Here is a 26,037-nt window from a genome sequence, read left to right on the forward strand (position 1 = left end):
CCCTTGTAGTGACCGCAATAAGTTCTTCCGTTCATTGATAGCCCGACACTCATGGAAAGATTATATTCTAAAAGAAAATTATAGTACAAAAGTACTTAATCTTTTAGGTTCACTTTCTACTCTGTACGGTGCTAAAAGCGTTTTACGGCTTCTAGTTACCACGGGATTAGCATCTCAGCCTTCCCCGTTTTTGCCGGGTTTTTAACGTGAGGCAAAATTATCTACCACACGGATTGAGTCCGTAGCAGGACATTCTGTGTTCTAGCTCAAGTTCGATCGCATCCATATTGATTGACATCTGGTATCTCCTAATTGAAACCGTTACTTGTTGTGTTTTTGCTCTCAATTAAGAGCGTTTTCAAGTAAGACTTGGCTGCTTCTCTAGATTCCCCATAGAGTTTCAAAAACTTCTCTCGCTTCTCAGGGGTGTCAAGTAAGTCACAGTTAGCCCGAGCGATCGCTTCTGGTGCGTATTGAATCGCGCCTTCCCCAGAGTAAAACTGCTTGCGAACTGCTTCGATACACTCCTGCTCAGAGGGTTGGCGGTGGAACACCCTCGTATGGTTTGCCATCCGTAGAGCATCACGTTCGGGGTCAATGCGCCAGTTACCTTCTGCGTCTTGCTGCCATAGGTTATCCTTGGCTGTTGCAAATTCTGCATCGTCGCTATCCCCTTGACGCATACCTGCGCTGCGCCGAATGTTTCCGGCGACAATCGTCACAGCGGCAGCATCGATCAACAGGCAGCATTCCACAGAGTTTAACTGGCGACCCACGGCGCGGTTCAAGATTGTGGCGCAGCGATCGTAGAGTTCGGGGAGCTTGATCGGGTTTGCAACACCACCAAAACCTTTTAAGGTTTCGCCCGCCGGACGGACATCGCTTAGATTTACGACTACTTGGACTTCACCAGAGAAGCGATCGCTGCTAGAAAGTTCAAGCAAAGACTGATAGGACTTCACCCAACCTTGGCGACTGTCCCCCACGTTGATTTGAACTTGGTTGCCTTCAATCTTGACTTCCGTAGTGGCGCGGCGCTGCTCGGCGGGAGTGGTGCCGATTTCGCCTGCAACGGTGACATTTAATCGGTTGCGGATGGCAGGTAAGCGGTTGATATACTTGGGTTCTAAAATGGCACCTGTGCCGCAGCCTTGCATGGCAAGATCCATCATCAAGCCGAAAGCCCGCCAGTCAATCACGTTGGTGCTGGTGCAGTTGTAAGCACCGGAAAAGTTTTCTTGTTTTTCGATCCAGTCGGTGCCCCCAATCCACAGCCAACGACCGGATGGCAAGCTTTTGATCTGGTATTGCATCCGTCGCAGCAAATCGACTTCGGCGTCGGTGAGCTTACCCAGTTTGGCGATGCCTTCAATTGTACGATCGCAGACTTGTTCCCAGGTTTCACGCCGACCGTCGGTTCTACGGCTGTAAGTCCTAAAGAACACTGCGTTAGCCGTGGGTGCTGTTTCAGGGAATTGGCTAGTTGGGCGTACCCGCTCTAGATCTTGAACCATAGATAAAGTCCCGCTGTTATGAGCCTAAACCGAATATTTTACAGATATAGCGCTGAGAAATTAAAACAAATAGAAATTTGCACTATCGATAGCGCTTTACTGCTCAAAAGAGCTTCAAGCAGAGCACTTTAGTATATATCGGTTGAACTTCACTTGGGAGTGCGGTGCAGATCTTGAATCTCTGCAATACTTGAAATCTTAAAGTCGCGTTAGAAAGCTTGTGATGTCCCTTGCGCCTTGGCGATCGCCCCTCTCTCGTGCCTTACATCGCAACCGTAGTCAGCCCGAGGCTCGTTTCTTACAATTGGCCACCATTCAACTCAACGGTCAACCTGCCAACCGTACCGTAGTGTTTCGGGGCTTTTTGAATGACACGGACCAATTGAAGTTTGTGACTGATACCCGGAGCGAGAAGACAGAGCAAATTGAGCAGAATCCCAAAGCAGAAGCCTGCTGGTATTTCATCAAAACCAGGGAGCAGTTTCGGATTGCGGGGACTCTCACCTTAATCCACGCCACTGATCCGGACTCAGCACTACAACAAGCACGAAAAACCGCGTGGCAAGAGCTTTCTGATGCAGCGCGTCTACAATTCGCTTGGCCTACACCGGGAGAACCAAGAGCAGATACTGCTGCATTTGCACCTCAGCCCCCCGACAATACAGAGCCATTGCCATACTTTTGCTTACTGCTCCTAGAACCAGAGCGAGTAGATCATCTAGAGCTGCGCGGAGAACCCCAAAACCGTTGTCTCTACCAGCGCGACCAAAATCAAGTTTGGTCTGCTCAGGCGATTAATCCCTAACCAACTAACTTTGTTAGATACCGCCGCCATCCAAAAACTGCTCAATTACCTTGTCGCGTAATCGGCAGCTAGGTGAAGTTTGACTGACTTCAGGTTCCGTCTCTTGATTGGACTGCTCTGGCTCAGCAGCATTGGAGCAACCAACAGGGACAGCGATCGCGTAATTTGGCTCACTTACTTCGCGGTAATAGCTATTTGTCAAAGATTGCCGACCTTGCAGCAGTTGCAACTGTTGCTCCATGAGTTCAATGCGATCGACCAAAGCTCGAATAACTTCGGCTTCAGAGTCTGGCAAGCGGCCATGCTCTAGTGGCCCAACACGCTCACCAGCCCGGTAGACAACTCGACCTGGAACGCCAACGACAGTGCAATCTGAAGGCACATCCCGCAACACTACAGAACCCGCCCCAATTCGGACATTGCTACCGACTTGGATGTTGCCTAAAACTTTAGCGCCTGCTCCTACGACTACGTTTTCGCCCAGAGTTGGGTGACGTTTGCCACTTTCCTTCCCTGTACCCCCTAGCGTTACGCCTTGGTAGATTAAGGCGTAATCCCCTACGATCGCCGTTTCACCGACCACTACTCCCATACCGTGGTCAATAAAAACGCCCTTACCAATCGTCGCGCCTGGGTGAATCTCAATTCCCGTCAGAAAACGCGCCAGGTGGGAGATTAACCGGGGAAAGAACGGAATTCCAAGCTTATATAGCCAATGAGCTGGTCGATGAAAAAGTAATGCTTGCAGACCTGGATAGCAAAATAAAACTTCCAACCAGTTACGAGCCGCTGGGTCACGCTCAAAAATAATGCGGAAGTCAGTGATTAGGGTTGCTAGCACGAGTATCACCCTCATTGGCAAGACAGGCCACTCACTATCTTAGCGTTCCTAGGGTTCTTCGCTGCGTGGTTCCCATAACCTCAGTGTCCCTGATGCCGCTTTGAAACTAGTCCCAACTTATTGTTGCGCTGTGAGTGTATATTTCCACCTTGCGCCTGCATCAAAAGTACCTACCCAAATCTCATAGGTACCAGCAGACCACTTTGGCTGACTGACGCTAGCATCCTTATTGGAGCCTGTATCATCTCCACACAAAACAGTGTTATTCGGCCCTTTCACAACTAAGGTGGTGTCTTTGCCTTGAGTATCTACTTGGAGCTGTAGCCGCGAAAAATCCTTTTGCAACACCATAATGTGATCAGGCTGGGTATCGCCAAATCCCAAGCAACGCTTTCCCTCGCGATCGCTGTTAGCAATGGAGGGTAAAGAATAAGAGCCCCCTGTGAAGCCTCGTGCAGTTCCAGCGGCACGCGAGAAGCCAGGAGAGAGATTTAAGGTGCGAAAGTTAGCTGATTCCGCTAAAACAGGCACTACTTTTGCAGCACTTAGTAAGATAAAGCAGCCTAAGGTTGTGAATTTAAATGCAGTTGAAATTGACATAGCAACGTCCTCTCATATAACCCTCATAAATTTAAGTGTGCAGATTACCGAAGCTACTTGAATAGTGACGAAGCATTGATCACTCAAGTGCCCTGCTCATGCCATCGGAGAGACTATGCTCGCAATTATTATCGTGACTCTAGTATTTGCTGGCTTGCTGCTAGCAAATGCATTGGTTTTGTTGCCTCTAGGAACCTTAAGCCTGATACAAGTGCCTCACTGGCTTGGCTTGATATTCCTTGTAGCCTTAGCAGCTTGGTTTTTAGGTGACTGAGTCAAAAGGGCTACAAAATCACTGTAGCGGAATTTGCCCATCAGTAATTAATTCATCAATTAATGTATCAATTTTAACTATAATGACCTAGGGTGCAGGCTCTAAACTACGGTTTTGCTGATATGTTTCTAGCTGCGAGTCAGGCACTCTCAAGAAAGATGGCTAGCAAACCAAGGTCTATGCATTCATGGCCTATCCTAGAAACATTCAAAAAAGCTTTAGGTATACTGAAAAGTTTCTAGGTACCTCGCTCAAAAATTAATATGAATAATGACTCCAGCTTAAAATTTTTACTGGTTGAAGATAATCCAGTTAATCAAAAAGTCACTTTGTACCAGCTCAAAAGCTTGGGCTACCTAGCTGATGTGAGCGCTAGTGGCCAAGAGGCGCTAGCACGCATGGCTGAGTCTGACTACGACATCATACTGACTAACTGTGAAATGTCAGGTATGGATGGCTATGCTTTGACTGAAGCAATTCGTCGCTTAGAAATAGATGCTGTAGGTGATCGCTCCTTGCCCGTAATAGTGCTGGCAATGAACGCGGACAACACACCACAGGAGCAATCTAGATGCTTGGCGGTGGGGATGAATGATGTTTTGAGCAAGCCTGTTCGTAAAGATGAATTGGCGCTCAAGCTAGAACAATGGAGCCAAAAGATTTTCACGGCGCGGAGTCAAGGGCTAACCTCAGAGGTGCCGCTAGAGCACCCAGCCCCAGCAGCTTCACCTGATCAAGATGGCTCAAACCCACCGTTGGATTGGGAACATCTCCATCAAATGTCTGATGATAGTTACGAATTTGAAATAGAGTTGTTAACTGTCTTTGTTGAAGATGCTCAAGTCCATTTAAAGGCAGTTACAACAGCGATCGCGGAAAGCAATTATTGGGAAGTTGAGCAGGCCGCTCACCATATTAAAGGTGCTAGTGCCAATGTAGGAGCCAAAACAATGCAGGCAGCAGCAGCAGAAATAGAACAGCAAGCACGTCGGCAAAAACTGGAGGGAACTGCCCAGCTTCTGACCGAAATTGAGCAGGCTTTGACCTCAATAGAAAAATTTGTCCAAAAGAATAGTTAGTGAGGAGAAAGCGATAGATTTTGTTATTTCTGTGAACTGTATTCGTTTAATGTTGACAATTTTTAGTAAGTGAAGTAAAAATTGCCTTGAAACTCCTTCCTAACTTACGAAATTTAAACTTAACCAAGTTTAAATTTCTAGTACTTTTAGAAAAGCTTCAAATTTCGTTGGCTGCATAGTGTTTTACAATTAGGAGGCAGTTGCGCTTGTCCTCCGTAGAGCTGTAGCTGAGCTTATCCGCAACTGACTTTAAAATTTGTAATCCACGACCACTAGAAGAATCAAAGTCAACTTTGTCATCAACCTGTTCCAGCTTGGCATTGAAGTCAAAAGGTGGACCGCAATCCCAAATTCGAATCTCTAAAGTATTAGCAGACGAACTAACTTCAATATCAATAGGAGTTTCTAAAGGTTGATGTTTATGAGCATGTCGAATGGCATTCGTAAGCCCTTCTGCTAGAGCAGTTTGGCACTGTAGCCAAACTAATTTAGGAATATGGGGTTGATTGAATGCCTCGAACCAAGAGAGAACTTGAACTAGTTCGTTGAGATCTGTATTAACGCGTAAGTGATGTTTCTGGTGCACTTTAGACCTCTTAGAACCGATAGCCTAGTAGTAAGTAGCTGTAAATTTGTGATGGCATAAGAATGTTGTCATAATATTGAAAAGTTTGTTGTGGAGCTGTGATTTACTCCCTTGGCGTTAGTAACTTATTGTTTCTAGTCGTGTTTCTAGTCATTGCACCTTAACTCCCTTAATTACATTCTAGAAATATCAATAACTTCTATATCCCATGCCTCGAATTTTAGTCATAGATGACGATCCTGTAATTCGATTGGTTTTAATGAGAAATTTGCAAAAACAAGGTTATGAGGTAGCTTTAGCACGCAATGGTGAAGAAGGAAGTGAGCTAGCTTCGCAACTTCGTCCGGCTCTCATCATTTGCGATTGGATGATGCCAGGACGAGACGGGTTAGAAGTCTGTCGCCAGGTGAAGGCGAACCCAGATTTGTCTACAACCTTTTTTATTTTGTTGACTTCTCGCGGGGAAGTCGAGGATCGGGTAAGAGGGTTAGATTCCGGTGCTGACGACTTTCTCTCCAAACCGATTGAAATGAACGAGTTGAAGGCAAGAGTAAGAGCGGGATTACGCTTGCATCAGCTCACTCAAGACCTACAGACCCAGAAGCAACTTCTAGAAGCTGAACTAGCGGAAGCAGCTGATTATGTGCGATCGCTCTTGCCCCCTCCTTTACTCGGACCTCCTGCGATCAATACCTGTTTTATTCCTTCTAGACAATTAGGCGGTGACTGTTTCGACTATTTTTGGTTGGACCCCGATTATTTGGCAATTTATTTATTAGATGTATCGGGTCATGGTTTAGGGTCGGCTTTACCCTCAATCTCGGTGCTCAATTTACTGCGATCGCAATCCTTGCCTGGTGTTAACTTCTACCTGCCCGATCGAGTCCTGACTGGGTTAAATGAAACATTCCAAATGAGTGGGCACAACGAACGGTACTTCACCATTTGGTACGGTGTTTACAACAAAACGAAGCGGCAATTGGTTTATGCAAGTGCAGGCCATCCTCCAGCTATCTTAATTTCAGGCGAAGCTGACGCTACAACCACAGCTAAACGCTTGAAAACAGCAGGTTTACCAATTGGTATGTTTTCTGATGCTCAATATGTGAGCGATCGCTGTGAAGTCGAGGCTGGAAGTAGCCTTTACATTTTTAGCGATGGCATTTATGAAATTAATCAGCCTGATGGTGAAACTTGGACCTTAGATGGTTTCGTTGGCTTACTAAGCGATTTAAGTCAGGCCAACAATATCAGTCTAGATACAGTCTTAGGCTCAGTTCGAGCGATCGGTGCGAAAGAAACATTTGATGACGACTTATCGTTGCTTCAAGTTAGTTTCGCTCAAGGCTCTCCTTAAAGATCATGCTGCCCAATTCGTTATCTAATTAGGCAATAAAACTGCCTGATTAAACTCAGCTCGATTCGGAAAAATCTCAAAGACTCGATCCATACTCGTTAATTGAAACAGCATCTTGACTTGGTCATTGATCGAGCAAAGAAAGAGCTTACCCCCAGCCGAACGGACACTCTTCAGCGCAATGACTAAAGCTCCTAAGCCAGAGCTGTCCATAAACGTAACATTTTCCAAATCAATTAAGACAATATCTGTACTTGCTGTTACAGCGTTATTAATTTCCTGACGGAGATGATTGACTTGCGTACCATCAAGAATACCGACAGGCTGAATTACTTTAAGCACAGGACTCATAATTAAATCCCAATATGGAACTAGAGGTTAGTGATTTTCGTACAACTAAGAGGAGTCTACCAAGTTAGCTGGATTCCCTGTGTTTAGTTTTCCCACATAGCTCTCAAAATAGTCAAAATCCTCTCGGCATCCCTACATCTGAAGTGCGAACTATTCCTGACTCCATCCTTTCGACCCGCTGACAGATGCGCTGAGGCACAATGATTGACGCTGGCTCCAGCGGACGGGTAAGAGTAAATTTTGGGTTTTCTAAAGTAGCAGCTTAGGCGCTACTAACAACCTTAGTTTTGCGCTAACTCTCAAGCACGATTTATTAGCAAAATTCCGGATGAGCCACTTCGGATTCTGGAAGTTGACAGGGAGCAGGATCAGTCCAGGATGAGCGATCGCCTTCCAAGGTGGCCTGTGTAGCTCTGTGGCAGTTTCAACGTTGTTTTAATTTTCGCATCGATTCCCTAACAACCGATTTAGTTCAGGCAAGATGGCTACCGGACTTTCCTTTTCTTCATCCTCTGCAACTCGCTTCGTCAACAATATTCAAGAACGCACCAGCCGTGGAATTTTGTTGACTCTGGTGATGACATCTTTACTGTCAGCCTGTATGTTGCGCTTGGTTCAACTCCAGTTGATTCAAGGGCAACAAAATCGCCAATTGGCCGACCAAAACCGCATTCGCTTGATTCCGATCCCTGCCGATCGAGGCAATCTGCTAGACCGTAAGGGAAAATTGCTGGCGGCTAACCGAGTCTCGCGGGCTGTTTACCTTTGGCCCAGATACCAAACCCAGGCTCAGTGGCAACAATGGGCAACTCAGCTAGGACCCATTTTGAATGTTCCGGCTGCTGAGATCTTGAAAAAACTCCAAGATGTCGGCTATCACTCAGCCATGCCTGTCCGCATCAGCCAAAACCTTAGCCCTAATGCCTTTACCAGACTCGCAGAGCAAATTGGAGAGTTACCAGGTCTAGAAATTCGACCCGAATCAGCGCGTAACTACCCTAACGGCGATCTGGGTGCTCACGCGTTGGGATATATCGGTGAGGCGACCGCAGATGACCTGAAGGCTCACCCTGAGTACCCGATGGGCATGATTGTGGGCCAAATGGGTTTGGAGCGCTTATTGCAATCTCAGTTGCAGGGTGTTTGGGGAGGCCGCTTGATTGAAGTTGACGCAGGCGGTAAGGAACTGCGTTTACTAGGCAATTCTCCGACCAAAGCAGGTTCATCTGTAAAGCTAACCCTGGACTTAGAGTTGCAAAAAGCGGCAGAGAAAGCGCTGAACAAGCGACGGGGGGCTGTAGTAGCGCTGGATGTGAAAACAGGGGCAGTGTTGGCGATGGCGAGTGGTCCTACCTTCGACCCCAATATTTTTACCCGTAGAGTCGCCTCGAAGGAGTGGGACCGATTGCAGGGGGAAGATAAACCGTTTCTGAATCGCGCTTTTCAGGGATATCCACCCGGTAGCACGTTTAAGCTAGTGACGGCAGTGGCGGGTTTGGAATCGGGTAAGTTCTCGCCAGATTCAACTCTGGTTAGTTCGTCCTACATCACAGTGGGCGGTTTCCAATTCCACGAGCATGGTAGCGGCTACGGTGTGATTGGCTTTCGAGAAGCCTTTGCGGTTAGCAGTAATACCTTTTTCTACCAAATGGGTTTATCCGCAGGGCCAGAGCAGATTTCTAAATGGGCGCACCGCTTGGGAGTTGGTGAGACTGAGGTGTTGGGTTTTGAGAAGGCAGGCTACGGTGCGGCTCCTACGCCAGCCCAAAAAGAAAAGCTCTATGGCGAGCCTTGGTATGCTGGCGATACGGTGAGTATGTCAATTGGGCAAGGTTTGGTCCAGGCAACACCTGTGGAAATGGCGGTGATGTATTCAGCGATCGCCAATGGGGGATCGCGAGTCAAGCCCCACTTGCTAGCCTCCCAAACGAATACCCCAGCTACTCAGCCAGCGAAAGTGGGCTTGTCTCCCAGTACCATCGCTACAGTCCGCAATGGCTTAATTGCGGTAGTACAACAGGGAACCGCAAAGCAACTTAACGATGGCTCCATTCCACTAACTGCGGGCAAGACGGGGACAGCAGAAGTGCCAGGGCAGGAAGATAACGCGGTATATGTAGGTTATGGCCCAGTAAAAGATCCGCAAATTGCGATCGCGGTGGTGGTAGAGAATGGCGGATTTGGTGCTGTCTCAGCCGTGCCGATTGCTCATGAAATGTATAAAACCTATTTCAAGCCATCAAGCCCAGCTAAGACCAAGGCGAAACCAAAATAACTAAGCCTGACGACTAAAGACGACTAAAGTCGCGGCTACAAAAACAAAGGCTGCCTACGCAGCCTCAAAATCTAACCTCACTTCCTGCTTAGAGATCGCAAGAATCTAGTTCCTTCTCCGTGGGAGAGGGTTAGGGAGAGGGGGTTAGCCCTCAACGGTAGTGACAGGTGCAGGAATAGTAGGTAACACCAGTTCCACTTCTAGAGGCAACTGAATCACTTCTAGATTGTGGGGGCTCTTCAAAGCCGTTTGAGCATCCGGTTGCTGGCAAGCCACCATTGTCTTGACGTGCTCGGCTTCGTCGTCGCGAATATTGACGAAGACATCGTAGAGGTTATCTACAGAGGGCCGTCGAGACTCTGGCTTCGTGCAGGTCTGGAACTCATCAAACATGTAGAGGTCGCCATCGCGGTAGTAGGCGATCGCAATGGCAGGAGCGGGTTGAGCTTGTAGCTCAGCTTGATGGATAGCGACAAACTGGTCATAGGTGTGGAAGGCGTGCCCTTCAATCTGCTCCATCATGTAGTAGGCTGACCTCGGCGAGACCATATACAGACCCACCATCACCCAGTAGTACATTAGAGCGGTGTGCTGGGCAAAGAACCGATCAATCCACCAACGGTTGCCACCCAAGGATTCCATAATCAACAAGTGGTGGAGTTCATTCCAGGCTTCAGCGAAATGCACCTTGAGCCAATCGGCTTTGCGCCACCAACCCAGCGTTTCGTAAAGGTGTAGGACGGAGAGATAGGAGAAGTAGGGGACGCGCGCGACGGTTTCTAGGACGTAGAAGCGCTGGTAGGGGCGATCGCGGTAGAACGTATCAATCACAAATACGAGGATGCCTACCAGCGATCGCAATACAAACTTGACCATGCAAACCTCCCGAAGGAGTAAAGTCCGCTTTCTTCAGTAGCGGGGAGAGTTGTCTCCTGCTTTGATCCTAGCGATTCTCAAGCTTGATAGCATCCTCAGCATCTAAGCTTTTGCTTAAGCTTTGTCAGTTGCGCTCAAGTTGAGGAAGACTTCACTCCGTCGCACTCCAGATTCTCCTCCCAGGCTGGTAACGGTGAGCGATCGCAACTGGTTCCAGAACGGCTGACTCGCTAGCTCCACGAGACGCAAGAACGGAAGCTGTTGTTCTAGAATCGAGCGGCTGTTCGCCCAATCTAGATATAGGTAGCCATCGTTGTCTTTAGGGAGAGCTGCGATCGCCGCCTTAAAGCCAGGGCTATCTACTAAAGAATTTTTGGTAGCTTGTAGGGCTTGCTCCATCGCTGCTACAGAAGTAGCAAAGATTTCGTAGTTGCCCACTGTGGCATGAACCCCCTCGACTTCAGCGGCAATCACATTGGCAAGCAGAGCGGAGTTGTCTTCAGTAGTAGTTTTGCTTGCAGCTTTGAGAGGAGTAGAACCTAATTTAGTCCAAGCAGAAACAGGGCGATCGGCTAAAGTTAGCGGTCCGACGCTGAAGCCTTTGTCCTTGGCAAGCGTATCTAGATTGGCGATCGCGGTCGTGGCTGCTTCGGTTCTTTCAGTGACAAAAACCCAGTCGGGCTGCTGTTCTGGACGTGGCAGCAAGGCCACAGCATATTCCCCTTTTACCCAACTAAAAATGTCTTGGGGAAGGTCAAGCTGCCAAGCGTTTCGTAGGTTGTTGAGGGGCTGATTAATCAACTGAGCCAGTGTCTCGTAGCCCGATATCCCGTCAGAAACTTGCGTCCAAAACTGTTCTAAGTCTGTGCCTGCTGCCACCACGGGACTACTGGCAGGAATATACGCCAAAGCTCCAGTTGGTTTAGATAGCGCAGGAGTAGCGGCTGGTAATGTTTGCCCTGGTGCGGCCAAGAAAGCCGTTTCAGCCAAGAGCCCTTTGCGGCTCAACCCTAGACCGATCGCGATACTTTCGTACAAATTGGTCGCTTTAGTACTCGGATCTGCCGCTGATCCTTGGCCGGACCAAACCGCCAACTGAGGCAAATTGAGAAACACTAAGCCGATTTGTCGCTGTTTAAAGCTCTGTAACGCTTGCTGATAGGCAGGGGAACTTCCTAACCCTAGCTCTGCTGCTTGCACGTTGTTGATTGCATCTCGCAGCACCTTGGGTTGATTGGCAAACAACACAAAGCGATCGCCCACTACAGCTGTTGCCAGAGTGGTTGCAGGTTCAGCCGTGAGCACTGCATCAGGTTCTTGTTGCTTATTTTTTTTACGCTTAGTTTCTGGCTTTTGTGGGTCCACTGCGGGTTCGGGTTGGCTGGAAATCAGCTTGACGCCTTTGTACTGCTCAAACATCAACTTTGTGCCAGCTGCTACCCGTTTCTGCCAAAACAACTGCAAGAACTCACGGCTACGTTCTGGATTTTGAGTAGCGATCGCTAGTAAGTAACCAGGTTGTTGCCCAGTTTGAGCATCGCGATCGACATCAGGCGAGGTTAAGGCAAGAGTGATTTCATCTCCCAGCCAAGGCTCTACATCTTGTTTGTAATCGAGACCCGTATTCGCGAGCAAACTTTGCTTCAGTTGCTCAACTTCAGCTCTAGACTGACGGCGGGCGCCCGGAGCGGCGATGACTTGGCGAAATGCCTCCAAGCGCTCTGGATTCACCAACAAAGACACCACGGCTGGGGCTTGTTTGGGTACAAACATGGCTGCTGCGGGACCATCTGTAGATCCGCCTCGCAAGAGGGCAAGCGGACTGCGAGCTGTGAGCCAGTAAAAGCCGCTGGCACCGACCAAGAGCAGCACCAGAACACTGGCGACCAGAACCGAGAAAAATGAACGGAGCTTCATGGTGAATTTAGACGCTGCTTGAGGGCTATTGAGCGAAAAACAATCCAGGATCATTATTCCAGGATCATTATCCATCAAGCCATAAATCTGGGCATTCTGAGACTAAAGACTAATCTCGCGACGGCTGTTTTCCTGAAAATGCTTGCTAGGGTAGGAATCAGTCTAGAGCACCTAAGTGCCAGAGTTTTTGCCAAGCTTGAGCGTGATTCAGAGGCGATCGCCATGTCAGAGCCTGATTTTCAGCAGTTTGACCCACCGCCGGAAGTAGAGAAGGAAGATAGCCCAGAATTGATGGCTCAAATGGATTTTGAGCAATGGCTAGAAGTATTGCAAAAGTCCGATCGCTCGTTCTACAACCTGATGGCAATGGAGGTGTGGTCGATTGCGAAAACGATGGATGGGCTACTGCCAGGATTTTGGACTCGCTTCATGAGCCACCGCCAAACAGCACTCAAACAATTTCTTCGGCATAAACAGGCTCATGCAGACGCAGACTCAACGCCGCCCTCATCAGAACATTAAGCTAGGTATAAGACTCGTATAAATTAATTCTAGTGTTGTGGAGATGACTGCTTGGTGCTGCTCAGCTACGGTAAGCTGCTTTGCTAAGTAAAGCCAAGCTCAATGAGCGATCGCTGATTCCTCTAATGCATCCATTCATAAGTGCTTAACGTATAAAAAATTATGCAGACACCTTTTGCTTCCCTATCCGCTTGGCATCAGCTAAAGAACCGGGAAATTACTTGCGAAGAAGCACTACAGCTACTAGTGGATGCGCAGGGTGGCGTTAGGCTGGAATTGCTCGATCGAGAAGTGAGCTATCGCTTTTTGCGCGAGTTTCCCGATCGCGGTACTTTACCACCCGTGATTCCGCTGCTCTTGTGGCGTAACTGTTATTTCCTAGGCAGTCCGATCGCTTTGCCCTTAGAGGAAATTAGAAAGCTCAGCGATCGCACCTTCACTGAAATCAAAATTATTCCAATTTCCGATAAAAGCTATCGCAACTGGTTCCACAGCCAAAACCTAGATAACAACCGCATCAGCTCAACACCGCTGGTGAATCCCCTCACTGGGGAACAAGACCAAGAAAATATTGGGGAAGTCACCGAACTCTACCTTTCTAAAGCAGTAGACCAAATCAGTCGCATTCGGACCATCATTTCTGGAGCCTTACGCAACCGAGCCAGTGACATTCACCTAGAACCCACGCCAGAAGGGTTGAGAGTGCGTTATCGCATTGATGGCATTTTGCGCGACATTACCACGCTGCCCTTAGAAATCAGCCGTCGGGCGATCGTGGCGCTGAAAGTCATGGCAGATATGGACATTGCGGAGAGCCGCCGTCCTCAAGATGCCCGAATGGGCGAAAAATATGCCTCTGGCCAAGACTCCGACTTGGGCTTAGACATGCGAGTTAGCACGCTGCCTTGTATCGGTGGCGAAAAAGCCGTCATTCGTCTGCTGCCGCGCCAAAATCCTTTCTCTAGCATTGACGAACTGGGTTTTACTGATAAAACCTTGGCTATCTATAGGAACTGGCTCCAACAACCTCAAGGCATGGTGATTTTTACAGGTCCGACGGGATCGGGAAAGACCAGTACGCTTTACACCAGCCTGCAAGCCGTAGCTACAGAATTTGTCAATGTAATCACGGTTGAGGATCCAGTCGAGTATGTGTTGCCACGCATCACGCAAACCCAAGTGCATGAACCCGCAGGCATGACCTTCGCGGCTGGGCTACGGGCAATTCTGCGTCAAGACCCAGACATTATTATGTTGGGGGAAATCCGGGACAGTGAAACAGCGGAGACAGGAATTCGTGCCGCTCTCACCGGACACCTTGTGCTCACAACACTACACACCAATGATGCGGCTAGTGCCATCCCCCGCTTAAAGGATATTGGTCCGGACCCAGGCCTGATTAGTGACGCTTTGCTCGGCATTGTGGCTCAGCGCTTGGTACGCCGAATCTGCCCTCACTGTGCTGAACCTTATACCCCTACAGAATCAGACTTGAAAGTGCTCGGCTTAAACCTAGAAGAAGCCACCCCAGAGTTATGGCGTAAGGGCCGAGGCTGCTCAAAATGCTTTAACTCTGGTTTTCTGGGCCGAGAGGCAATTATTGAGTTGCTAGATGTGGATGATACGGTGCGGCAAATCATTTATGAAGGAACGATGACCCAACTGCACCGTCACCTCAGCGAAATCAATTTTGCTTCCTTCCGCGTTGCTGCGATCGAAAAAGTGACTACAGGAGTGACAACAATTACCGAAGTGCTGCGGGTTCTACCTCATAGTGCTTTGTACCGTAAGACTACAGCTCGACCCCAAATGAGCCATATGAAGTTGATTAATGCCACTTCCTAAGCAGAGCCTTACCCAGCTTGCCTCCGTTTTCGGTCAAGACTTGCCTCTAGAGCTAGATTTCCAAAATTCCGTACTTTGGCTTGGTTTGCACTAGTTACACAATCTAAAAAAAATCTGTAAAGGCTTGATAAAACAGATATGCCTGTGTCTTTTTATGCTGGGATAGTTGGGTAGGATAGTCCCAAGTATTAGAGGCGATCGCAAATGATGGGGTTGAGTTCTGTTAGTACTCTGGACAGCAGCCCGCTCAATTCGAGCCGCAACGTTGCAAGTTGGGTTCAGGAACTCCAAAAGGCCGACCAAACGTTCTACAACATGATGACGTTGGAGATTTGGTCCCTGGCTCAGACGATGGATGAGATCCAGCCTGGCTTCTGGGCAGACTACATGCGTAACCGCCAAACCATTGTGCAGCAATACATCAAAGAGCGTCGCCGCCAAGACCCCAAGCTCAACCATCCCTCTCTACATAAGTCTGCCAGCACCCGCAAACGCTCTCCTTTTGGTTGGGCTACCGAGAAGCCTGTTCCAGAAATAGCTGGACAAAGAGTTACTGCTTTTTCCGAAACTTTAGAGCGAGATTTGCCCAAGGTGACCCCTCGTTCGGTTCGTCCTTTACGTGCAGAACCACCCGTTGATGAATCCGCTACTCTCAGCGATCTAGTGCTCATTGACGTATTTGAAGAAGCTGAGTCAGGGACTTCTCCATTGGCTAACCAACCCAGCGTTATAGAAGCTGAGGCATCTATCTCTCCGTTGCCTGGCCCCTTGCCTGGCCTGGCTCAAGCTCCTGCATCTGCTTTGACCAAAGCTTCAAGAGAAACCACGATGCAAAGCAGGGCTGTATGGTCAGCATCACCTACGCCCACTCGTAGAACGCCAGCAGTTGACTTAGTAAAACTACCTCATTTAATGCGCTTTCCAGTTGTGAAGGTTGCGCCTACCTTGGTCCCCCCGCAAGCTGCCGGAAACTTAGCAACCACAGTCGTTGCATGCTGGCTAACCCGGAATTTTTTGGTGCAGGCACCCTATCAAGAGGGGCCTTTGGGGGTATCAAAACGCTGCGATCGCATTACCTTAGAACCAGGACAAACCATCGTTTGTCAATTGGGTTTTCAACTAAAGGGCTTGACTTCTGCGGTGCAAGTCCAGCTAGTCAAAGCGCTCCGCAGCCAACATCAACTAACCGTGGCTTGGTTTGAACCAACGGCACAAACCAATGAAGCTGGAGCCGTAGAAACTCCTGAAGTCATGGTGCAGCTCACCAATCGGGGAACGCAACCTTGTTCACTACAAGCTGGGCAAGCGTTCTGTCGCTTAGAATTCCTCTGCTCTACGAGTTAAGTATTGAGTCGTCATTAGCACCTGGTAGTACTGAGCTGACAAGAGTGCTCTAAACCCAGATAAAATCAGTTTAGAGTCTATGGCTGAGCAATCCAGCAAGCGGGCAATTTCATGACCAACCAATCTACGAATCCAGCTTTTACTCAAATGAGCGTTGAGGAACTGGCAAAACGTTTAGCAACACCTGAGGGCTTGCAGTTGGTTGATGTACGAGAACCGCAAGAAGTTGCGATCGCCAACATCTCCGGCTTTACTAATTTGCCACTCAGTGAATATGCAGCTTGGTCAGAGCAAGTACAGGCCCGCTTCGACCCCCAGGCAGAAACGATTGTGCTTTGCCATCACGGGATGCGATCGGCACAGATGTGTCAATGGTTAGCTAGCCAAGGCTTTACCAATGTCAAGAATGTTGAGGGTGGCATCGAAGCATACGCTGTTTTAGTTGATTCATCAATTCCACGTTACTAGCGTTCTGGGTTATGAGTCGTTGCTCTTCATTGCAAGTGCTAGCTGTAACACGACAACTACTTGGTTAGGAACTTAGGCTGCTGAATTGAGGACTAATAGACTATAGTCACTGAGTAGAAGCTGGAAGCGATCGCAGCTAGTAGGATCTTCCAAGGCCTCAGGAAGATGGTTATTTTTGCTACTACTGACGGAGCAGTCCGAAAGAGACAATCAAGCATCTGCTATGTTGGTGGCATCCCAGTACCAATCAGAGTCTAGTCACTACTCGGATCGTCAGTTTAATCACTGGTTCTAAGGTTCTCAACCAAGACGGGAAAGACGGGAGACTAACAGTAAATCCCTTTTTGTAGGCCTTCTTAACTTAATCATTTATTTTTTGACAATTTTTTGAAGCTCAGTTAAATTCAGCTACCGATCTCATGCCTGTACAAGTGAATCTCACCGATCGACAGCAACGGGTTCTTTGGGCAACCGTCCGTCACTACATTGCGACCGCAGAACCTGTGGGTTCAAAAGCTTTGGTAGAAGAATATAACCTGAGTGTCAGCCCAGCCACGATTCGCAGCGCGATGGGGTATTTAGAAAAGGCGGGGCTGCTTTATCAACCCCATACGTCAGCAGGGCGGATTCCTTCCGATTCTGGTTATCGCATTTATGTTGACCAGTTAATTACTCCTTCCGAGACTTTGGCTCGCCAAGTCGATCAACTGTTTAGCGATCGCCTGAACTCGGATAGCTGGAGTTTTGAAGCTTTGCTCCGAGGCGCGGCCCAAATTTTAGCAACCCTGAGTGGTTACGTGACTTTGGTGACGATGCCTCAGACCAATATGGCTCGACTGCGCCATTTGCAAATTGTGCAAATTGAGCCGAGGCAGGTGATGCTGATTGTGGTGACGGATGCTTATGAAACCCAATCGGTTTTGATGGAACTGCCTCAAGCTGACTCAGCCCAAAATCAAGTGGAGGCCTTGGCAGACCCGGAATTGGTTGAGCGAGAGTTGCAAATTTTATCCAATTTCTTGAATCATCAACTGCGGGGGCGATCGCTGGCGGAATTGCCTTCGCTGGACTGGAGCGAGCTGGGCCGAGAATTTGAACAATACGCAGATGGTTTGCGAGCTTCACTAGCTGATTTGATGCGGCGAACTCAATCACCGCGCACAACCCAAATTTTGGTCAGTGGCGTTTCAGAGGTGTTGCGCCATCCAGAATTTTCGGAATTGCAACAGATTCAAACTATTATTCACCTACTAGAGGAAGAACAAGACCAACTGTGGCCTTTAATTTTTGAATATCCTGATTCTGAGTCCTTGGGCAAGCGAGCGACGGTGCGGATTGGAGCGGAAAATCGGTTAGAACCAATTCGTACTTGTACGCTGATTTCTGCCACCTATCGCCGAGGCACAGTTCCCGTTGGTAGTGTGGGAGTCTTGGGCCCGACTCGCATGGTGTATGAAAATGCGATCGCGATGGTAGAAGCGGCAGCTGATTTTCTCTCTGAAACTTTAAGCTAATTGAAAGCCAAACTTTTATTCTTCTAGGTAATCACACTTGTTAAAATTTCCTAGAGTGCTGATCCACGGCTCGAAAAGCCTTTAATCAACCATTTTGCATAAACGGGTTCACGATATGAGTCAAAGCTTAAACACCCTTCGTGAACAGCGCGGCTCTACAGATCTAAAGCTGACCCAGCTATCTGCTTCCCAGACCCCAAGCCATGACCAACGGGTAATTGGTTTGACTGGGGGAATTGGGATGGGCAAAACGACCGTTTCTGACTATCTATCTTCTGCTTATCAGCTACCCATTTTGGATGCCGATTTGTACGCTAGAGAAGCGGTTGGTCCAGACTCAGATGTGTTTCAAGAAATTGTTGAACGTTATGGCGTTGGTATCCTATTGGCCAATGGAGACCTTGATCGTCGCCGCCTAGGTAAGATTATCTTTAGTAGCTCTGCCGAGCGATTGTGGTTGGAACAGCGCATTCATCCGTATGTGCGCGATCGCATGGAGTCGCAAATGCAAGCCCTACCCGCAGAAGCTTACCCCACAGTGGTCCTGGTAGTACCTTTGCTGTTTGAAGCCCGCATGACCGATCTGGTCACTGAGGTGTGGGTGATTCAGTGTGCGTCAGTTCAGCAAGTTGAGCGTTTACTAGAACGAGATGCCAAAACTTCCCCAGAAGGCGATCGCCTGAGCCTAGAGCAAGTGCAAGCCAGAATCAATAGCCAGATGGCGATTGAGAAAAAGATAGCTTGTGCTCATGTCGTGCTGCATAACTCCTCAACTTTGGACGATTTACTAAGTCAGGTCGATCAAGCGATCGCAGGAACCCGGCAAGCTCCTCAAGCGGATGCCTCACCACCAGCATCTAGACAAGCATCTCAAGGGAAATCCGGACTGTTGCAGCCATAATCCCTTTTGGAGCATCCGCTTCAACTGAAAATCTGCAAGCTTGAGCGCGAAAACGTCCTACTAATGCTAGGTTATTCCTCTTCGACTGCTTCGCCACCTACAACCACGTTGCGTAGGCGCAAGCTAGGGCCTCCACAGCCTACAGGCAGACCGCCTTGGCCTCCTTTTCCGCAGCCACCCGATTCATCCCAATAGAAGTCGTCTCCGATCGCCTCAATGTCTGCTAGTGTCGTGAACACATTGCCAGAGAGGGTAACGTCTCTGACAGGTTCGGCAATTTCGCCGTTCCGAATCATCCAGGCTTCCCCTGCCGTAAACGTAAACATCTCTCCATTCGTCATGCCACCTAACCAGTTGCGGGCATAAACACCTTCTTTGATGCCTTGGAAGAGGTCGGCAACGGGAGTTTTACCGCGCTCAATCCAAGTATTGGTCATGCGGACAATTGGGGGGTAGTGGTAGTTAAGGCAGCGAGCATTCCCGGTAGGAGCTTCGCCCAGCTTGCCCGCAGTCTCACGCGAATGCAGCCGTCCTACCAAAACACCATCCTGAATCAACTGCGTGGTGGTTGCGGGGGTGCCTTCGTCATCGTAGAAGTAGCTGCCTCGATGTCCTGGCGGCTGGGCTCCATCAAAAATTTGCAGCTCTGGTGACCCAAACCGTCGCCCTAGGGTCATGACTTCTAGAATGTCAGGATTTTCGTAGGCCATATCCGCTTCCGAAAGATGCCCAAAGGCTTCATGGACAAACAATCCTGACAGAATCGGGTCGATCACAACGGTGTAGGTGCCGCCTTTTACAGGTTGCAACGCTAAAGCATCTACTGCACGTTGCGCGGCGCTACGAACTTGAGCATCTAGCCCTAACAAGTCTTCATAACCCCGGCGAGAGCCAGTCGTCTCGCGGCCTGTTTGCACCGTTTCCCCGTTGCGGGCAGTAGCGGCAAAGCGCATCTCCATATCCACCCAAGATTGTTCGATCAAGGTGCCTTCAGAGGTGGCGAAGAGGATGCGTTGAGCGCTGTCGCCATAGCGCACAGAAATCGTAGTAATTTGAGGATCGACTGAGCGCAAAATGCCTGCATAGTACTCGCACAGCGTTTTCTTCTCATTCAGTGAAACGTGGCGAGGATCTTGGCCTGTGAGCGGCAGGATGCAAGTGTCTTGAATTGGGTTGACAGGAGCCAAGATGGTTTCTTCATCTCCCACTAAACGAGCGGCAGCGATCGCTTCTTCAATTCGCTCTGCCAGCCCTGAAAGCCGATTGAAACTGGCAAAGCCCCAGCCGCCTTTGTGACAGGCGCGAACTTGCCCACCAATCGAAATGCCTTCACTCAAGCTTTCGATCTTGTCTCCCCGTAACAGGATGTCGGTGCCTTCGGCCTCTTCTAAGCGGATGGCCAGATAATCTACCTGGGAACGGTAGCGGGTAACTAAGTCAGAAACTAAGCTTTTGGCATCTGTGAGCAAAGTCGGCATGATGAGCGGGGTATGAGTAAACTGCATCCATTTTGCAATTATTTAGACCAATGCTGCCACTCTACCCAGGCGTGTCTGTAAGCTAGCAAGGTGATTTTAGCAGCGAAGCAAAAATCATTGGCTCCACCTAGATCCTCAGTGCAACGGAGATTGACACCTAAGAGTTCGGTTCTACGCCTAGCTCGGATCGGCTGATACCGATAACCTGGTACTAGATGGAGCGAAATTGAGCAGTGTTCGCAGTCTCGGTGCCATGACGAGTGACTGCATTGGGGGGGCTAGAAAGTTGTGCATCAGTGGTTATTGCCAAGCTTAAGTGAAGTATTAGCCAAGAGTGCCTCGAATGAGGTAACTAACGGTGTCACGTCTGCCCGTGAGACACATGATGAGACACATGAGGTTTCAGTCATATCTGCTGAAACGAGCAGAAACCATGTGTCGATCGCGCGGCAACAAGTGCGGGCCGAGCGAGAATGGTGGGGGGCGATCGCGGCCCTTAATGTTTTATTAGAAGTGACCTTGCCAGAATTGGCAGAACCTGTAGCAACAGTTCACTCCCCCCGCAAGCAGCATTCAGTTCGCCAAGCCAAGCAAGGACTGATTCTCGCAGGGCCATCCTGTATCCTGACCCAACCCAGCCTCAATGCCCGTTTAGCGTCTTGGGTGTTCACGCCTAAAGCTTTAGATGCCTTTGCTTGGATGCCATTTCAACTGCCACCCGCATCATCCAGTCAAGAGGTATCTGAAGTTCTGGAAACTACCCCTGCTCTGCCTGTGTTGCCTGGTGATCCCTTGGCGGCAGAACAATTTTGTTTGGTTTTAACCTCAACGTTTAGCTTAGTGATGGTCTTGGGAGAAAAGGCAACGGGCGCACCCGCTTTCAGTTTTTCTTTTGACCCAGAGGTGGTGCAGAGTGCTTGGCGATCGCTACGGCCCCGCGCTTTACTTACCAGTCCTCATCAAGTAGAGCGGTTGGATGCTTTGGTGGCTCAATTTGCACCTACAGCTCCGCATTACAAAACTGTGATGCAGTTTAGTCAGCTATTGCTGCAACATTTGCCGGACCCGATTGACTTAGAAGCGGAAGCATTAAATTCCTCTCGTCTAGCTACTCATAGCTTTAATTCTGAGACAGTCCATCTGGTTGCAGAGCCATTCCCTGAGTTGGCAATGGCTAGTGTGGCGACAACCCCAATGCCTTCGGAGGTTCATGCTCCGGCTGAAGTGATGGCGGAGCCGAAAAGTAACTTGGATGTGGAGTTGTTGCAGGCGATCGCTCATGAGGTAAGAACTCCGCTCACGACGATTCGCACATTGACCCGGTTATTGCTGAAACGGAAGGATTTAGCGCCTGAGGTGCTGAAGCGGTTGGAAATTATCGATCGCGAATGTAATGAACAAATCGATCGCTTTGGGCTGATTTTCCGAGCTGTGGAGTTAGAAACGTCGGCGGTGAAGCGCCCTCCAGTGGCTTTGGCTTCGACTTCTATTGATCAGGTGTTGCAGCAGAGTATTCCGCGTTGGGAGAAGCAAGCGAGTCTGCGGAATCTGACGCTGAAGGTGTTGCTGCCCCAGAAGATGCCGATGGTGGTGAGTGATCCAACCATGCTGGATCAGGCTCTGACTAGCTTAATTGAGCGATTTACTCGCAATTTGCCTGGAGGTAGCCATATTCAGGTGCAGGTGATGTTGGCGGGGAGCCAGTTGAAGCTTCAGTTGCAGTCTGAGTTGCAACCGGAGACTGACCCATCAACTCATACAAGCCATTCGGCGCGATCGGCTTTGAAGTCGATTGGGCAGTTACTCATGTTTCAGCCGGAGACGGGTAGCTTAAGTTTGAGTTTGGGTGTGACGAAGAATTTGTTTCAGGCTTTGGGTGGCAAGTTGATTGTGCGGGAGAAGCCGCAACAAGGGGAGGTGATGACAATTTTCTTGCCTTTGGAGGTAAGTCATTCGTAGGTGAGCTGCTCTGGGAAACCGAGCATTGGGGGCACTCGCCCCCAAACCCCCGTTGAAGGACGGTTGCGTCCCTCAGGCTCCCTTCAAACGAACGTGAGTGTGGGTGTTTCGAGTCTTGGTTTTTGGTAGCTTTTGACTTTTGGTTCGTAGCTCCTCACCCGTTAATCATCATCTCTTCACTTCCTAACTTCTCCCTTTTCATCCTTCATCTCTCATCTTTCCTCCTTCTATAGGTGCTCTATAGATGGGTAAGAGGACATTGAAGGTGGAGCCTTCGCTGAGTTTGCTTTTGACTGAGACGGAGCCGCCGCACCGGAGGAGGATTTGTTGGACGATGGTGAGGCCCAAGCCTGCGCCACCGGGGTCTTCTCCGGCAACGTGACGGGCGCGGTAGAAGCGATCGAAAATTTTGGGGATTTCGCTGGTGGGGATGCCGATGCCTGTGTCGCGGAATTCTAGCTGGACGTAATCGCCCTGTTGTTTGGCTCGAACCCAAACTTGGCCTGATTTGGGGGTGAATTTGATGCCGTTGTGCAGCAGGTTAATCACAATTTGCTTGAGCCAAGCGCTGAGGCAAGAGACGAGGGGAAGTTCTTCTGGCACGGTGTAGGCCAGCATAATGCCTTTTTCTTGGGCCAAGGGCTGATAGGTGCTGACGACTCCGGGCACAATTTCGGCGAGTGAAACGGGTTGCATGGTGGAGTTTTCAATTTCGCGATCGAGTTGTACTAGGTCGAGGAGGCTGGCAATTAAGGAGCCTTGGCGATCGCATTCTGTGCTCAAGACTTGCATGTAGCGTTGTCGCTGGGCAGGTTTGAGGCTGGGGGAGTTGAGCAGGGTGAGGGCCGTTTTCATGTTGGTCAGCGGGGTTCGCAGTTCTTGACCGACGGTGCTGAGAAATTCGTCTTTGAGCCGCAAGGCATTAAGCAATTCTTCGTTTTGGACTTGCAATGTTTCGGCGGATTCGGCCTGCTTCCGATAAATGGTGGAGCGATGCCAAACTTCTTCTTGGCGTTGGACTTGTTTGGTGAGAAAACGGCTGAATAAGTTGGAGTCTACTGGTTGAGCGAGTCCTTGCTGCAAGAGTTGATCCCAACTGCCGACTAAATGAGAGGCGGCGATCGCGGACTCAGAATGCAGGGTTTGGGTGACGGTAACGGCTTGTTTAATGCCTGAAAAAACTTGTTGCAGGGTGGTTGGGTTAAAGGAGCAGCAGGCGAGGAGGGGTTGTTTTTTCTCTAAACCCTCTTCTTCTGTAGTGGCTTTTTCGGCAGTTCCACCTTTAGGTGCATTGGTTGGTGTAGCAGTCTCTGATTTGGTAGGCCGCAAGGAGCGAGGCCGATGAGCCAGTACTAAGCCAGAAAATTGAGGAGACAGGAAGAACAGAAAATATTCCCGTTTTAGTTGGCTTTCGGCGGCTAACTGCAAGGTGACTAAAGCCGAGGACGAGTGAGAAACAGCGGAAAAATCTACGGCTTCTTCGGCACTTCTGGGGAAATCTTGATTCGGATAGGCTTCTCCCTGCCCATTGGCGATCGCAGAGGTCGCACTCAGAACTTCATCTTTAGAAGTTCTAAACAGATACAGCGTATGAGGGACCTGGGCGGATTCGCAGTAGCGCTTAATTTCGGCTTGCCAAACGTCGTCGCGCGGCAGCTTGATCCAAAGGGTGGCTGGCAATTTCTGCTCGATCAGAACGTCAATCGCAGAACTCACAATAGATTTGAGAGTCGCAGGGCTCACTTGCAAAGGGGCAGGAGACTCTTCAGACTGGAGGGCAAGTTCGTAGAGCGAAACGTCTTGAGTAATAGATGAGCTCATGGGGTATGAAGAAAGTGACAGCAGCTTAACACCCAACCTATCCGGTTGAACTGAAACCAGGTCTCCTTTCAGATCTACTGACTATTTGCAAAAATTGCCACCTACTCGCATTCTTTCGCAACATTTCTGGGCGCGGATCTGAAAACTGTGCTAAAGATTCAGCACAACTATATAGGGCTAGGGACGAACGGCGGTTCTTGAAAGTTTCTGCTTTTACCGCAGTTCTAAAGCTGCTCTGGCTTGTTCGCGATCGTCAAAGTGAATTTTCTCCGTGCCGAGAATCTGGTAATCTTCGTGGCCTTTGCCTGCAATCAGCACGCCGTCTCCTGGTTTTGCTTCCAGAATGGCGGTACGAATGGCTTCGGCGCGATCACAAATCACCAGAGGCTTCACGGTGGTGGGAATGCCAGCTAAAACGTCTTGCAAAATCCGCTCTGGATCTTCGGTGCGGGGGTTGTCGGAAGTGACGATGGCTAAATCTGCCAAGTCAGCAGCAATTTTGCCCATTTGAGGTCGCTTGGTGCGATCGCGATCGCCGCCACAACCAAACACACAAATCATGCGTTCTTTAATAAACGGACGCGCCGCTTTCAGCAAGTTTTCTAGGCTGTCTGGGGTGTGGGCATAATCCACAATCACGCTGATGTCCTGCCCATCGTTGATTTGGACTCGCTCCATCCGCCCGGGGACGCCCACAAACTGAGGCAACGCAGCAACAATGGTTTCCAGCTCTAAACCTAAATGGAGAGCAGTGCCGACCGCAGCGAGTAAGTTAGCCAAGTTAAATTGACCGACTAAGGGCGATCGGAAGGAAATGTCTCCTTTGGGAGTGTGCAGAGTGCCGCTGACTCCGTTGGCTTCATAGATGAGGTCGCTGGTCCAGAGGTCAGCATTGGAGTCTTGGGTGCTGTAGCTCCAGACTTGCTCTGCGGGCAGTTGGTCGATTAAGCGCCGTCCGTAGGCATCATCTTGGTTGATAATGGCTCGGCCCTTGAGATAGCCAGGGCTAAACAGGAGGGCTTTAGCAGCGAAGTAATCTTCTAAGTCGCGGTGAAAGTCTAGGTGATCTTGGGTCAGGTTGGTAAAGACGGCTACCTCAAACTCACAACCTAACACTCGACCTTGGGCGAGGGCGTGGGAGCTAACTTCCATCACGCCGTATTCGCAGCCTGCTGCGACTGCTGCCGCAAGGTTCTGTTGTAAATCGATCGCGAAGGGCGTAGTGTGAGCTGCGGTTTTTTGATAACCAGGCCAGCGAGCATAGAGGGTGCCGAACAAGGCAGTGGAGGGATCTGCCTGATTGAGCAGAAATTCGATTAGGTGGGTGGTGGTAGTTTTGCCGTTTGTGCCTGTAACGCCAACTAGCTGCAACTTTTGGGCAGGGTAATCGTAGAAGGCGGCTGCTACTTGAGCACAAGCTTGCACCATGTCGGAAGCAGGAATGACACAAGCTGCTTCTGCCTCAGTATGAGGTCGTTTTTGGGCAGCAGTGGATGAAACCAAGGCTGCTACGGCACCAGAGGCGATCGCGCTGGGCCAAAATTCGCCACCATCGACGCGGGTTCCGGGCATGCCGATGAACAAGTCTCCGGGTTGGCATGCAAGAGAATTGGTGGTTAACCCTTTCACTTCGGATTCCAAAGCGGCATGACTGGGCGGTTGCATTACGCCTGGTACTGCTGCTAATAATTCTCGTAGTTTCATGTCAGC

21 protein-coding genes are annotated in these 26,037 nt (G+C 49.4%); 11 read left to right on the forward strand and 10 right to left on the reverse strand.

Annotated elements, in window-relative coordinates:
• Window positions 1-308 precede the first annotated feature (308 nt).
• On the reverse strand, window positions 309-1,514 hold the full coding sequence (gene nrdJ, locus H6F72_RS17815; RefSeq protein ID WP_190438440.1) for a ribonucleoside-triphosphate reductase, adenosylcobalamin-dependent: 1,206 nt from the start codon (window positions 1,512-1,514) through the stop codon (window positions 309-311).
• 223 nt (window positions 1,515-1,737) lie between these two features.
• Here nrdJ and H6F72_RS17820 point away from each other — a divergent pair, with 223 nt between their 5' ends.
• Window positions 1,738-2,319, forward strand: coding sequence for an Npun_F5749 family FMN-dependent PPOX-type flavoprotein (locus H6F72_RS17820; protein ID WP_190438443.1), 582 nt, complete (start codon window positions 1,738-1,740; stop codon window positions 2,317-2,319).
• 13 nt (window positions 2,320-2,332) lie between these two features.
• Here the strand turns inward: H6F72_RS17820 and cysE are convergent, their stop codons facing one another.
• Both cysE and H6F72_RS17830 read right to left on the reverse strand, forming a co-directional pair.
• The gene (gene cysE, locus H6F72_RS17825) at window positions 2,333-3,160 is read right to left on the reverse strand and encodes a serine O-acetyltransferase (RefSeq protein WP_190438446.1); all 828 of its coding nucleotides are present in this window, start codon (window positions 3,158-3,160) and stop codon (window positions 2,333-2,335) included.
• 117 nt (window positions 3,161-3,277) lie between these two features.
• Window positions 3,278-3,760, reverse strand: a complete 483-nt coding sequence (locus tag H6F72_RS17830; protein WP_190438449.1) for a hypothetical protein — start codon at window positions 3,758-3,760, stop codon at window positions 3,278-3,280.
• 537 nt (window positions 3,761-4,297) lie between these two features.
• On the opposite strand from H6F72_RS17830, the gene H6F72_RS30325 reads away from it, so the two are divergent.
• Window positions 4,298-5,113: a response regulator gene (locus H6F72_RS30325; RefSeq protein WP_190438452.1), complete on the forward strand. Its 816-nt coding sequence runs from the start codon at window positions 4,298-4,300 to the stop codon at window positions 5,111-5,113.
• Between the two features lie 157 nt (window positions 5,114-5,270).
• On the opposite strand, the gene H6F72_RS17840 is transcribed toward H6F72_RS30325, so the two are convergent.
• On the reverse strand, window positions 5,271-5,699 hold the full coding sequence (locus H6F72_RS17840) for an anti-sigma regulatory factor (protein ID WP_348252043.1): 429 nt from the start codon (window positions 5,697-5,699) through the stop codon (window positions 5,271-5,273).
• A 208-nt stretch (window positions 5,700-5,907) separates the two neighbouring features.
• On the opposite strand from H6F72_RS17840, the gene H6F72_RS17845 reads away from it, so the two are divergent.
• Entirely contained in the window at window positions 5,908-7,056 is a 1,149-nt protein-coding gene (locus H6F72_RS17845) for a PP2C family protein-serine/threonine phosphatase (protein WP_190438456.1), read from the forward strand.
• 24 nt (window positions 7,057-7,080) lie between these two features.
• Here H6F72_RS17845 and H6F72_RS17850 read toward each other — a convergent pair whose 3' ends face one another.
• The gene (locus H6F72_RS17850; protein WP_190438459.1) at window positions 7,081-7,407 is read right to left on the reverse strand and encodes an STAS domain-containing protein; all 327 of its coding nucleotides are present in this window, start codon (window positions 7,405-7,407) and stop codon (window positions 7,081-7,083) included.
• Between the two features lie 481 nt (window positions 7,408-7,888).
• Here H6F72_RS17850 and mrdA point away from each other — a divergent pair, with 481 nt between their 5' ends.
• Window positions 7,889-9,682: a penicillin-binding protein 2 gene (mrdA, locus tag H6F72_RS17855; RefSeq protein WP_190438464.1), complete on the forward strand. Its 1,794-nt coding sequence runs from the start codon at window positions 7,889-7,891 to the stop codon at window positions 9,680-9,682.
• A 144-nt stretch (window positions 9,683-9,826) separates the two neighbouring features.
• On the opposite strand, the gene H6F72_RS17860 is transcribed toward mrdA, so the two are convergent.
• Entirely contained in the window at window positions 9,827-10,558 is a 732-nt protein-coding gene (locus H6F72_RS17860; protein WP_190438467.1) for an alternative oxidase, read from the reverse strand.
• A gap of 114 nt (window positions 10,559-10,672) precedes the next feature.
• Complete coding sequence (locus tag H6F72_RS17865) at window positions 10,673-12,475, reverse strand: DUF3352 domain-containing protein (RefSeq protein ID WP_190438470.1); 1,803 nt, start codon at window positions 12,473-12,475, stop codon at window positions 10,673-10,675.
• A gap of 138 nt (window positions 12,476-12,613) precedes the next feature.
• Between H6F72_RS17865 and H6F72_RS17870 the strand changes: the two genes are divergently transcribed.
• From H6F72_RS17870 to coaE, 6 genes are all read left to right on the forward strand, one after another.
• Window positions 12,614-12,997, forward strand: coding sequence for a hypothetical protein (locus H6F72_RS17870; RefSeq protein ID WP_190438472.1), 384 nt, complete (start codon window positions 12,614-12,616; stop codon window positions 12,995-12,997).
• 162 nt (window positions 12,998-13,159) lie between these two features.
• Window positions 13,160-14,842: a GspE/PulE family protein gene (locus H6F72_RS17875; protein ID WP_190438475.1), complete on the forward strand. Its 1,683-nt coding sequence runs from the start codon at window positions 13,160-13,162 to the stop codon at window positions 14,840-14,842.
• A gap of 204 nt (window positions 14,843-15,046) precedes the next feature.
• Window positions 15,047-16,186: a hypothetical protein gene (locus H6F72_RS17880; RefSeq protein WP_190438477.1), complete on the forward strand. Its 1,140-nt coding sequence runs from the start codon at window positions 15,047-15,049 to the stop codon at window positions 16,184-16,186.
• 111 nt (window positions 16,187-16,297) lie between these two features.
• Window positions 16,298-16,654, forward strand: a complete 357-nt coding sequence (locus H6F72_RS17885; RefSeq protein WP_190438479.1) for a rhodanese-like domain-containing protein — start codon at window positions 16,298-16,300, stop codon at window positions 16,652-16,654.
• Between the two features lie 419 nt (window positions 16,655-17,073).
• Window positions 17,074-18,168: a heat-inducible transcriptional repressor HrcA gene (hrcA, locus tag H6F72_RS17890; protein ID WP_190438483.1), complete on the forward strand. Its 1,095-nt coding sequence runs from the start codon at window positions 17,074-17,076 to the stop codon at window positions 18,166-18,168.
• A gap of 115 nt (window positions 18,169-18,283) precedes the next feature.
• Window positions 18,284-19,069 (forward strand): dephospho-CoA kinase, encoded by a 786-nt coding sequence (gene coaE / locus H6F72_RS17895; RefSeq protein WP_190438486.1) that lies wholly within the window; start codon window positions 18,284-18,286, stop codon window positions 19,067-19,069.
• Between the two features lie 71 nt (window positions 19,070-19,140).
• Here the strand turns inward: coaE and H6F72_RS17900 are convergent, their stop codons facing one another.
• Window positions 19,141-20,574: a TldD/PmbA family protein gene (locus H6F72_RS17900; protein ID WP_370527525.1), complete on the reverse strand. Its 1,434-nt coding sequence runs from the start codon at window positions 20,572-20,574 to the stop codon at window positions 19,141-19,143.
• A 261-nt stretch (window positions 20,575-20,835) separates the two neighbouring features.
• On the opposite strand from H6F72_RS17900, the gene H6F72_RS17905 reads away from it, so the two are divergent.
• On the forward strand, window positions 20,836-22,506 hold the full coding sequence (locus H6F72_RS17905; protein ID WP_190438489.1) for a HAMP domain-containing histidine kinase: 1,671 nt from the start codon (window positions 20,836-20,838) through the stop codon (window positions 22,504-22,506).
• A 198-nt stretch (window positions 22,507-22,704) separates the two neighbouring features.
• Here the strand turns inward: H6F72_RS17905 and H6F72_RS17910 are convergent, their stop codons facing one another.
• Window positions 22,705-24,327 (reverse strand): DICT sensory domain-containing protein, encoded by a 1,623-nt coding sequence (locus H6F72_RS17910; protein ID WP_190438492.1) that lies wholly within the window; start codon window positions 24,325-24,327, stop codon window positions 22,705-22,707.
• A 213-nt stretch (window positions 24,328-24,540) separates the two neighbouring features.
• A complete protein-coding gene (locus H6F72_RS17915) occupies window positions 24,541-26,031 on the reverse strand; it encodes a UDP-N-acetylmuramoyl-L-alanyl-D-glutamate--2,6-diaminopimelate ligase (protein WP_190438494.1) in 1,491 nt (496 codons plus the stop codon).
• Window positions 26,032-26,037 lie beyond the last annotated feature (6 nt).

Source organism: Trichocoleus sp. FACHB-46 (assembly GCF_014695385.1).
In the GTDB taxonomy this organism is placed as follows: Bacteria; Cyanobacteriota; Cyanobacteriia; order FACHB-46; family FACHB-46; genus Trichocoleus.

Excerpts from the sequence above, each read along its gene's own strand:
- H6F72_RS17860 (WP_190438467.1), bottom strand. The coding sequence starts at position 10,558 with ATGGTCAAGTTTGTATTGCGATCGCTGGTAGGCATCCTCGTATTTGTG.
- H6F72_RS17915 (WP_190438494.1), bottom strand. The coding sequence starts at position 26,031 with ATGAAACTACGAGAATTATTAGCAGCAGTACCAGGCGTAATGCAACCG.
- H6F72_RS17850 (WP_190438459.1), bottom strand. The coding sequence starts at position 7,407 with ATGAGTCCTGTGCTTAAAGTAATTCAGCCTGTCGGTATTCTTGATGGT.
- H6F72_RS17845 (WP_190438456.1), top strand. The coding sequence starts at position 5,908 with ATGCCTCGAATTTTAGTCATAGATGACGATCCTGTAATTCGATTGGTT.
- coaE (WP_190438486.1), top strand. The coding sequence starts at position 18,284 with ATGAGTCAAAGCTTAAACACCCTTCGTGAACAGCGCGGCTCTACAGAT.
- H6F72_RS17870 (WP_190438472.1), top strand. The coding sequence starts at position 12,614 with ATGCTTGCTAGGGTAGGAATCAGTCTAGAGCACCTAAGTGCCAGAGTT.
- H6F72_RS17885 (WP_190438479.1), top strand. The coding sequence starts at position 16,298 with ATGACCAACCAATCTACGAATCCAGCTTTTACTCAAATGAGCGTTGAG.
- H6F72_RS17875 (WP_190438475.1), top strand. The coding sequence starts at position 13,160 with ATGCAGACACCTTTTGCTTCCCTATCCGCTTGGCATCAGCTAAAGAAC.
- H6F72_RS17910 (WP_190438492.1), bottom strand. The coding sequence starts at position 24,327 with ATGAGCTCATCTATTACTCAAGACGTTTCGCTCTACGAACTTGCCCTC.
- H6F72_RS17830 (WP_190438449.1), bottom strand. The coding sequence starts at position 3,760 with ATGTCAATTTCAACTGCATTTAAATTCACAACCTTAGGCTGCTTTATC.
- H6F72_RS17880 (WP_190438477.1), top strand. The coding sequence starts at position 15,047 with ATGATGGGGTTGAGTTCTGTTAGTACTCTGGACAGCAGCCCGCTCAAT.
- mrdA (WP_190438464.1), top strand. The coding sequence starts at position 7,889 with ATGGCTACCGGACTTTCCTTTTCTTCATCCTCTGCAACTCGCTTCGTC.
- hrcA (WP_190438483.1), top strand. The coding sequence starts at position 17,074 with ATGCCTGTACAAGTGAATCTCACCGATCGACAGCAACGGGTTCTTTGG.
- H6F72_RS17820 (WP_190438443.1), top strand. The coding sequence starts at position 1,738 with ATGTCCCTTGCGCCTTGGCGATCGCCCCTCTCTCGTGCCTTACATCGC.
- H6F72_RS17865 (WP_190438470.1), bottom strand. The coding sequence starts at position 12,475 with ATGAAGCTCCGTTCATTTTTCTCGGTTCTGGTCGCCAGTGTTCTGGTG.
- nrdJ (WP_190438440.1), bottom strand. The coding sequence starts at position 1,514 with ATGGTTCAAGATCTAGAGCGGGTACGCCCAACTAGCCAATTCCCTGAA.
- H6F72_RS17900 (WP_370527525.1), bottom strand. The coding sequence starts at position 20,574 with ATGCAGTTTACTCATACCCCGCTCATCATGCCGACTTTGCTCACAGAT.
- H6F72_RS30325 (WP_190438452.1), top strand. The coding sequence starts at position 4,298 with ATGAATAATGACTCCAGCTTAAAATTTTTACTGGTTGAAGATAATCCA.